This window comes from Bacillus sp. NP247 (assembly GCF_018966865.1).
Classification (GTDB): Bacteria; Bacillota; Bacilli; order Bacillales; family Bacillaceae_G; genus Bacillus_A.
Genome location: NZ_CP076653.1, coordinates 2,955,001 through 2,965,000, shown reverse-complemented (window position 1 = coordinate 2,965,000; position 10,000 = coordinate 2,955,001). Strand labels below are relative to the sequence as shown.

Annotated in this window: 6 protein-coding genes, 2 rRNA genes and 2 pseudogenes (1 of these 10 cut by a window edge); 7 read left to right on the top strand and 3 right to left on the bottom strand. The window is 38.1% G+C overall.

The annotated features are described in order from the left end of the window. The first annotated feature begins 44 nt into the window (after nucleotides 1-44). Together KPL75_RS15700 and KPL75_RS15695 are read left to right on the top strand one after the other, a co-directional pair. Nucleotides 45-1,976: a glycosyltransferase gene (locus KPL75_RS15700; protein ID WP_219916913.1), complete on the top strand. Its 1,932-nt coding sequence runs from the start codon at nucleotides 45-47 to the stop codon at nucleotides 1,974-1,976. A gap of 65 nt (nucleotides 1,977-2,041) precedes the next feature. Next, complete coding sequence (locus KPL75_RS15695; protein WP_219916912.1) at nucleotides 2,042-2,818, top strand: class I SAM-dependent methyltransferase; 777 nt, start codon at nucleotides 2,042-2,044, stop codon at nucleotides 2,816-2,818. Nucleotides 2,819-2,858: 40 nt separating this feature from the next. On the opposite strand, the gene KPL75_RS15690 is transcribed toward KPL75_RS15695, so the two are convergent. Then, entirely contained in the window at nucleotides 2,859-3,803 is a 945-nt protein-coding gene (locus tag KPL75_RS15690; RefSeq protein ID WP_219916911.1) for an NAD-dependent epimerase/dehydratase family protein, read from the bottom strand. 310 nt (nucleotides 3,804-4,113) lie between these two features. Between KPL75_RS15690 and KPL75_RS15685 the strand changes: the two genes are divergently transcribed. The 5 genes and pseudogenes from KPL75_RS15685 to KPL75_RS15665 all read left to right on the top strand — a co-directional run bounded on the left by KPL75_RS15685 (nucleotide 4,114) and on the right by KPL75_RS15665 (nucleotide 7,319). After that, nucleotides 4,114-4,908, top strand: coding sequence for a sulfotransferase family 2 domain-containing protein (locus KPL75_RS15685; RefSeq protein WP_219916910.1), 795 nt, complete (start codon nucleotides 4,114-4,116; stop codon nucleotides 4,906-4,908). 201 nt (nucleotides 4,909-5,109) lie between these two features. Beyond that, nucleotides 5,110-5,823 carry a class I SAM-dependent methyltransferase gene (locus KPL75_RS15680; protein ID WP_219916909.1) on the top strand — a complete coding sequence of 238 codons (714 nt, stop codon included), beginning with the start codon at nucleotides 5,110-5,112 and terminating at the stop codon, nucleotides 5,821-5,823. A gap of 37 nt (nucleotides 5,824-5,860) precedes the next feature. Beyond that, nucleotides 5,861-5,935: pseudogene (locus KPL75_RS15675) on the top strand (class I SAM-dependent methyltransferase); the annotation flags it as partial. After that, a pseudogene (locus KPL75_RS27830) lies at nucleotides 5,927-5,998 on the top strand (methyltransferase type 12); the annotation flags it as partial. The pseudogenes KPL75_RS15675 and KPL75_RS27830, both read left to right, overlap by 9 nt. Before the next feature lie 244 nt (nucleotides 5,999-6,242). Next, nucleotides 6,243-7,319: a glycosyltransferase WbsX family protein gene (locus KPL75_RS15665; protein WP_219916908.1), complete on the top strand. Its 1,077-nt coding sequence runs from the start codon at nucleotides 6,243-6,245 to the stop codon at nucleotides 7,317-7,319. Nucleotides 7,320-7,333: 14 nt separating this feature from the next. Here the strand turns inward: KPL75_RS15665 and rrf are convergent. Both rrf and KPL75_RS15655 read right to left on the bottom strand, forming a co-directional pair. Next, nucleotides 7,334-7,449: ribosomal RNA gene (gene rrf / locus KPL75_RS15660) — 5S ribosomal RNA — on the bottom strand. Nucleotides 7,450-7,499: 50 nt separating this feature from the next. Beyond that, nucleotides 7,500-10,000 (bottom strand): 23S ribosomal RNA (locus KPL75_RS15655); it runs 420 nt beyond the window's last position.

Below are 10,000 nucleotides of genomic sequence, written 5' to 3'. Positions count from 1 at the left end.
ACTTATCTCTAGGAATGATACATAAACTTAGGAGGCGTTATGAAATGCATGTTAATAAGAAGATCATTTATGTATCCCATGATGCCCATTTCCACGGAGCACAGCTGCTTTCTTTACATACTATTAAAGCTCTTAAAGAAAACTTTCATTACTCCGTCGCGATTATTTCTATTGGAACGGGCATTTTAATCCACGACTTTCAAAAGTATGGTCCTGTTTATTGCATAGAGGAAGACTACCCAACGGAAGAAAAGGTCGAATTATTAATAAAGAAGTTATTATCACAAGACTATACCATCGCCATATGTAGTACCGTCATAAGTGGTGATATAGTTGCCTTACTAGCTAAACACAATATAAAAGTTATTTCATTAATACATGAATTGCCGCATTTAATACAACAGTACTCTGCCGAGGGAAAAGCTAGAAACATTGCCGAGTTTGCTTACAAAATTGTCTTCCCTTCACAGTACGTGTATGAAAAATTCCGTACAATCACTCAATTGGATCATCAAAAATGCCACATCCTCCCTCAGGGTTTGTTTAACCACAATCCTTATAAGAACAATATTGCAAAAGCTAGAAACGAATTACGAAAAAAACACAATCTGCCTCTAGACAGCAAAATCATTTTGGGGGTAGGTTTCGCTGATCATCGAAAAGGGATAGATTTATTCTCACTTATTGCTTACTCAGTAAGAAAGGTTCATACGAATATTCATTTTATCTGGGTCGGGAGAACAGATGTTCACTTTTTAAATACGCTCTCCCAGAGATATACGGCACATTTCACATTAGTGGAGCCTACCCCAGATATCGGTTTATATAACGCCGGGGCTGATTTATATTTATTAACTTCAAGAGAGGATCCTTTTCCCAACGTTGTTTTAGAAGCATTAGATACAAAAGTCCCTGTTATAGGGTTTAAAAACGCTGGAGGTTTTGAAGATGTTGTTACGGAACAAACTGGCGCCTTAGTAGACTTTTTAAATTTACCGAAGATGCTGGAAAGAATATATGAATTTATTGGAGATGAAGATTTACGATTACAAAAAGGTAGCTTCGGCCAAGAACTTATTGAAAAAGATTTCAACTTTCTTCATTACATTTATCAATTATTAAACCTGCTTGAGCATAATTATAAAAAAATAAGCGTAATCGTACCGAACTATAATTATGAAAAATACTTACCTGACCGAGTCAGGTCCATATTTAGCCAAACCTATCCCCTTTACGAATTAATTTTCCTAGACGATGCCTCCACTGACGATAGCGTATCAATATTTGAAGAACTGCTCTCAAATGAAAATAAGACCCACTTAAAAGTCCAGCAGATTATTAATGATAAAAACTCTGGTTCTGTATTTAAACAATGGATAAAAGGTGTCTCTGCAGCAACCGGTGATTATATTTGGATTGCAGAGGCCGATGACTTATGTGATAAGACATTTTTAGAAGAAGTAATACAAGGGTTTCATATAAATAATGATGTCACCTTAAGCTACACACAATCAAAGCAAATAGATGAACAAGGGAATATTTTAGCCCATCATTATTTAGATTACACGAATGATATTGATAACGAAAAATGGAAAAACTCTTATTTTAGAAAAGGCATAGATGAAATACAAGATACGTTACTTATCAAAAACACCATACCTAATGTCTCAAGTGTAGTTTTTAAAAACATAGATATAAAAAAAACAGAAAGACAATTAGAAAAGTTTAAAGTCGCTGGTGATTGGTTTTTCTATGTTTCTATTCTTAAAGAGGGGAATATTTACTTCAATCCAAAACCCCTAAACTATCATAGACGACATACAAATAGTGTGACGAAAACAGAAGATTCATCTTTTCATTACAGTGAAGTTGTGCAAATGCAGAATTTCATTAAAGAAACCTTTACTATCGACGACATTTCTAAAATGAAAATGTACACATATAGAAAATATCTTAAAGCATATTTGAAGATTTAACTATACACTTTCCTCACCACCAGTATCTCTTTTAAGATACTACTATGATTTAGGGGGAATACTCTTTGAAAGAATTTATAGAGGAAAATAAAGATTTAATTTCTCAAATCGCAAACACCTACAATGTAAATGCAAACGTCCATCCTGAGGATCACATTTTTCAATTCCTTGTCACTAATCCCGTCTTCCCTTCTAAAAAGGAAGCGATAGATTATTATTTTAAAGATGGAAAGAACTCAGCAGAAATACTCTTAGACTTAATTACTTCCTCTTACACTCCTATAGACAATCCAATTAAATTATTAGAATTTGCATCCGGATACGGCTGCGTAACACGGCATTTAATAAATATACAAACAGACTTACGTCTAACTTCATGTGATATACATGAAGAAGCTATTACTTTTATTGAAAGTACATTAAATACTTCTTCTATATTATCTCATCCTGAACCCGAACAAGTAAAACTGGCCTCTTCTACGTATGATATTGTTTTTTGTCTATCCTTTTTTTCTCATATGCCTGATACGACTTGGTTTCGTTGGCTTCAAACATTGTATAACGCTGTTTCACCCGGCGGCTTATTCATTTTCACAACTCACGGATATCAAAGTAAAAAGTACTTCGGCTTTCCAAATTTAAATAAACAGGGGTATTGGTTTCTCCCCTCTAGTGAACAATTTGATTTAGATGTTAATCAATACGGACAAACGATAGTTAGTCCCTCTTACGTATGTGACAAAATTAAATTATTACCCTATAACCCTGTTATCAAAAAATTCAATGAAGGTTTTTGGTGGGAACATCAAGACCTTTGGGTAATACAAAAAGAAATAAAATAATAAACCATGCCCTACTTATATACAAGTAGGGCATGGTTTATCATTTTTCACTATATAAGAACTCCTCAATCCATAGCTTATTTAATCTAATTCCACTTTTGAAATCTATTTTCGGTTCCCAATTACATTCTTGCCTTACCCTATCTATATTTAAAATGATTTTTTGAACATTTTCTTGTTTTTGTTTATAGCAGATAAAATCCACTTTTCTTTCTGTTAATTTCTCCAATTCTACTATAATTCGTTTTAAAGAGAGACCTTTGCCGCTTCCTATGTTATATACGCAAGATTTCAATCGATTAAATTGCGATAGTTGTATCGTAATTTCAACTAAATCATCGATATAAATATAATCTCGAATAATCTCTTGTGGATTCCCGTATATATTAATCCTTTCATTACTGAGATGCTGATACAAAAAACAATTTATTGCCCCAACTTTCTTTAAAGGATTTTGATATTTTCCATATGGATTAGAATATCTACATACAACATAGTCTATTCCATATTTCCTCTTATAAAAATACAAATAATTCTCAAGCGACACTTTTGTTATTCCATATGGAGAAAGTGGTTTTAATGGATGTTTCTCATCAATAGGTAAATATTCAGGTTCACCATAAACCGTGCCTCCAGAAGACGCTAATACAATTTTTTTAATCTGAAAATCTTTAACACTTTCCATGAAATTAAGAAAAAAAAAGCTACTGTTAATATCTCCAAAAACATCGTCAATTGAAGTTGCTACATTAGACGTTGCAGCTAAATAAATAATGATATCCACATTCATTAAAGCTATATATATATCTTCAATATTTTCTAAATCACCTCTAATAAATTCAACTTCACCTATAATATTTTGAGGGAAATTATTTATATGTCTGGAAAATACTTTTACATTTTGCCCCTGTTCTAATAAACCTAACGTGAGGTTAATACCAATGAAACTATTTCCACCTACTATTAAATAATTATTCTTCCTCATAATATCCTCTCTCTAGTAAGCAAATTTTTTACTCGTCACACTCAGAAATGCAAATACATGAACTCGATCATTTCTATTATTCATCCTCTTGTAATTGTATGCCCCTTATACATTTTCATTATCTTTATTTTATATTTTCATTTTAGAATCACTACCTTATCTAAAATGGCCGAAAAAACACTCATAATATTTACTCATTCCCATGAATATATTGGATTAATAAAAACTTCCTTTCCCATATTCTCACTCGTTTATTCTATTCAAAGAACCCTCTCCGTGAATAGAACTTTCAAAAAGGAGCACTAAATTTATGAAGAATGTAAATCAAGAGCTTTTAAATCATGTAATCCTACATAAAGATCGAATTCCACATTTCCATAAAGACTTTCCACTTATACTATTCTGGAGCCATAGAAGCGGATGTACCACATTAGCTAATTGGTTCTTTTTTCAAATTGGATTATTTCCTGAAGCAAAGAAATACAATGACTTTATTCATTATTATGAGTTCTGGGTGTATAAAAACAATACAAATTACATACCCGAGTTACAAAATGGTCTTCTAGAAGCAAAAAAGGATGTTTATAAACTTGTACGAAATCCCTATACAAGGGCGGTCAGCTCCTTTTTATTGCTTGCTGACAATCCATATGCTAGCCCTCAATGGGAAAGTATCCGGCATTATTTTTATAATGACAAATATAGTAACCAAGGAATATCATTTAAACAATTTTTATATTACGTTCAAGCATTCGGTTCCAATTCCCTAGCAATAGATATACATTTTAGTCAGCAATACGTCCCAGGTGAAGAAAACTTCATCCAATGCTATATTCCTTTAGAAGATTTCAATACACAAATCACTAAGTTAGAACACACGTACGATTTGACTAAATCAAATTTAGCGCTTCTTACAAATTCAGATCATCATCGCGCTCATAAGATGCTTTATAAGGGAAGCTATGCAGAACTTAGCATTACAGATGCATCCTTCCCCCGCTTTCCAACATATGAAAGCTTTTATGATAAAGAAACCATGGATTTAGTTACAGCAATATATGCACAGGACTTTGAAATGTATCCGTACACAAAAGGAATATTTTAAGTCTATACATTCTTCAATGAATAAAAGCGAATGTATCGCATAGCATAAAGTGAAACTTTAATTAGCGCGGGGTTCTCTCCCGCTAATTATCCCCTTCTACCAACCTTACTTTTATGGGTTCCCTAATTTTCACCCACTCTCTTTGATTTCGCTGATTGTTGACGTGTGTGTCATATGCATTTAACACAGGAGTGATGTCATGTGGAAGGTAATTTGAAACACAATAATGGATACTGCGTTATTTGTGAGAAGGAAACTACATTTATAGAGCATAATGATTGGCTTAGAGATCATTACTTATGTTCTACATGCCACTCTATACCGAGGCAACGAGCTTTAATCCATGTTTTAAATACATTTTTTCCAAAATGGGGTTCCTATAATATCCACGAATCCTCTCCTGGGGGAATTACAACTCAGCTACTAATAAAAAACTGCAAAAACTATACATATTCTCAATACTTTAAAAACTATCCTCTAGGCCAATACTTTCAAGGAATTAGATGTGAGAACTTAGAAAACATGACCTTCCAAAATGAATCTTTTGATTTATTCATTACTCAAGATGTTTTTGAACATGTCATGACACCAAAAAAGGCCTTTAAAGAAATAGAACGAGTATTAAAGCCTGGTGGTGCTCATGTATTTACTGTCCCTTGGTATCATACACTCACAAAGACTTTGCAAAGAGCAAGAGTGAATAAAGAAGTGATTGAGTATATTGAAGAGCCCATTTATCATGGAAACCCTATCGATGAGAATGGATCTTTAGTAACATTTGATTGGGGGCAAGATATGATTGAATATATTTATACACATGCAAATATGTATACTATTGTTTATTTACAAAAGGATAGATCACTAGGATTAGATGCTGAATTTTTACATGTCTTTATTAGTACAAAAAGCTCGTAAATAATTTTTATCATTATATAATTCGGAGGTTTAACAAATGAATAAATTTAAGTTAGGAAGTGATTTTGATAACCTTGTTAGTCCACTATCTGATGTGGAACTTCTAAAGCTACTTGATTTTTTTGATGATGTAAACCGACTACCACAGGCCTTATTTGTTCTCCAAAAAGATTAACGCCTTTCGTTCATGGATGATACGCTAGATTTTCTTAGCTTCATGTTGAAAGACACCTTTTATTCCAGCCTTATACATCAGATTGCCCAAGACTCCCATATCCAAGGAAGCTATAAAAGTGAATCCAATACGAAGCATTGAAAAACAGTAAGCAAATAACATATCTCTTATTTCAAACTTAATCCACAAAATCAAAAGTAACTTCCCACCACTTGAATCATGAAAAATATAGGGGTGATATAACTTGAAAATAATCGCTTTTTACTTACCACAATTCCACCAAATAAAAGAAAATGATCGATGGTGGGGTAAAGGTTTTACTGAATGGACAAATACTAAAAATGCACAACCTTTATTTTCAGGACATTATCAACCTAGGGAACCTTATCAAGATTTTTATTATGACTTAACCACCCCATCCATAAGAAAATGGCAAGCAGAAACCGCTAAAACATACGGCATATATGGATTTTGTTACTATCACTACTGGTTTAAAGGTAAGAGACTATTAGAAACACCTTTTAATGAGGTACTTAAGATGGGGGAACCAGATTTTCCATTTTGTCTTTCTTGGGCAAATGAGCCATGGACACAATCTTGGGATGGTCTTGATAAACATATATTAATGCCTCAAGATTATGGAGATGTATCAGATTGGAAAGAGCACTTTGAATATTTATTACAAGCGTTCCAAGATAAAAGATATATTCGTATAGATGATAAACCTCTATTCATTATTTATCGCCCGGGACATATTCCTGATTGTGAAAAAATGCTTAATTATTGGAATGCATTAGCACGAGAAAACGGCTTAAAAGGTATATACTTTGCAGAAACATTAAACAGTTTTCCACTACCTAACATAAATGGATTCGACGCTAGCATTCAATTTGAACCTTTTTATACAATTGCCCATGATAGCTCTTCAGACATAAATAAAACAATATATGAGTCTGGTATGCAATTAAATGCTTGGGACTACGATAAAGTATGGATGTATATATTAAAACGATTTCCCTCAAAGAAAAAAACATTCCCTGGAGCTTTTGTTGATTGGGATAATACAGCTCGCCGCAAAGATTTAAACAGTAGTATTTTCATAGGTTCTACCCCTGAGAAGTTCACAATATATTTAAGTAAGCAAATTCATCGTGCATACTCCCTTTATAATAGCGAGTTTTTATTTATTAATGCGTGGAATGAGTGGGCGGAAGGTACTTACTTAGAACCCGATAAAAAATATGGGTTCGCTTATTTAGAAGGAGTTAAAAAGGCAATTAATCGAGGCATGAAAGCATACAAAAAAGACGAGTCATTCTGACTCGTCTTACAGTTGCTTGGCGACGTCCTACTCTCACAGGGACAAGGTCCCAACTACCATCGGCGCTAGAGAGCTTAACTTCCGTGTTCGGTATGGGAACGGGTGTGACCTCTCTGCCATCATCACCAAACTGATGAAGGTATATTCCTTCAAAACTAGATAACATTTGCTTCATATTATATGGTTAAGTCCTCGATCTATTAGTATTCGTCAGCTCCACATGTCACCATGCTTCCACCTCGAACCTATCAACCTGATCATCTTTCAGGGATCTTACTAGCTTACGCTATGGGAAATCTCATCTTGAGGGGGCTTCATGCTTAGATGCTTTCAGCACTTATCCCTTCCGCACATAGCTACCCAGCTATGCCCTTGGCAGAACAACTGGTACACCAGCGGTGCGTCCATCCCGGTCCTCTCGTACTAAGGACAGCTCCTCTCAAATTTCCTACGCCCACGACGGATAGGGACCGAACTGTCTCACGACGTTCTGAACCCAGCTCGCGTACCGCTTTAATGGGCGAACAGCCCAACCCTTGGGACCGACTACAGCCCCAGGATGCGATGAGCCGACATCGAGGTGCCAAACCTCCCCGTCGATGTGGACTCTTGGGGGAGATAAGCCTGTTATCCCCGGGGTAGCTTTTATCCGTTGAGCGATGGCCCTTCCATGCGGAACCACCGGATCACTAAGCCCGACTTTCGTCCCTGCTCGACTTGTAGGTCTCGCAGTCAAGCTCCCTTATGCCTTTGCACTCTACGAATGATTTCCAACCATTCTGAGGGAACCTTTGGGCGCCTCCGTTACACTTTAGGAGGCGACCGCCCCAGTCAAACTGCCCACCTGACACTGTCTCCCGGGTCGATAAGACCCGTAGGTTAGAATTTCAATACAGTCAGGGCGGTATCCCACCAGCGCCTCCACCGAAGCTAGCGCTCCGGTTTCAATGGCTCCCGCCTATCCTGTACAAACTGTACCAAAATTCAATATCAGGCTACAGTAAAGCTCCACGGGGTCTTTCCGTCCTGTCGCGGGTAACCTGCATCTTCACAGGTACTATAATTTCACCGAGTCTCTGGTTGAGACAGTGCCCAAATCGTTACACCTTTCGTGCGGGTCGGAACTTACCCGACAAGGAATTTCGCTACCTTAGGACCGTTATAGTTACGGCCGCCGTTTACTGGGGCTTCAGTTCAGAGCTTCGCTTACGCTAACCCCTCTCCTTAACCTTCCAGCACCGGGCAGGTGTCAGCCCCTATACTTCGCCTTACGGCTTCGCAGAGACCTGTGTTTTTGCTAAACAGTCGCTTGGGCCTATTCACTGCGGCTTTCCGTTAAGAAAGCACCCCTTCTCCCGAAGTTACGGGGTCATTTTGCCGAGTTCCTTAACCAGAGTTCTCTCGCACACCTTAGGATTCTCTCCTCGCCTACCTGTGTCGGTTTGCGGTACAGGCACCTTTTATCTCGCTAGAAGCTTTTCTTGGCAGCGGGGAATCAAAGACTTCGCTCCATAAGGAGCTTCCCCATCACAGCTCAGCCTTCACGATAAGCGGATTTGCCTACTTATCAGCCTAACTGCTTGGACGTGCACAACCAATCGCACGCTTCTTCTATCCTTCTGCGTCCCTCCATTGCTCAAACGATAAAGAGGTGGTACAGGAATATCAACCTGTTGTCCATCGCCTACGCCTGTCGGCCTCGGCTTAGGTCCTGACTAACCCTGAGCGGACGAGCCTTCCTCAGGAAACCTTAGGCATTCGGTGGACGGGATTCTCACCCGTCTTTCGCTACTCATACCGGCATTCTCACTTCTAAGCGCTCCACCAGTCCTTCCGGTCTGACTTCACTGCACTTAGAACGCTCCCCTACCACTGATACCATTGGTATCAATTCGCAGCTTCGGTGGTGTATTTAGCCCCGGTACATTTTCGGCGCAGAGTCACTCGACTAGTGAGCTATTACGCACTCTTTAAATGGTGGCTGCTTCTGAGCCAACATCCTAGTTGTCTAAGCAACTCCACATCCTTTTCCACTTAATACACACTTTGGGACCTTAGCTGGCGATCTGGGCTGTTTCCCTCTTGACTACGGATCTTATCACTCGCAGTCTGACTCCTAAGGATAAGTCATTGGCATTCGGAGTTTGACTGAATTCGGTAATCCGATGAGGACCCCTAGTTCAATCAGTGCTCTACCTCCAAGACTCTTACACTTAAGGCTAGCCCTAAAGCTATTTCGGGGAGAACCAGCTATCTCCAGGTTCGATTGGAATTTCTCCGCTACCCACACCTCATCCCCGCACTTTTCAACGTGCGTGGGTTCGGGCCTCCATTCAGTGTTACCTGAACTTCACCCTGGACATGGGTAGATCACCTGGTTTCGGGTCTACGACCACGTACTAAACGCCCTATTCAGACTCGCTTTCGCTGCGGCTCCGCCTCTTCAGCTTAACCTCGCACGGGATCGTAACTCGCCGGTTCATTCTACAAAAGGCACGCCATCACCCATTAACGGGCTCTGACTATTTGTAGGCACACGGTTTCAGGATCTCTTTCACTCCCCTTCCGGGGTGCTTTTCACCTTTCCCTCACGGTACTGGTTCACTATCGATCACTAGGGAGTATTTAGCCTTGGGAGATGGTCCTCCCAGATTCCGACGGAATTTCACGTGTTCCGCCGT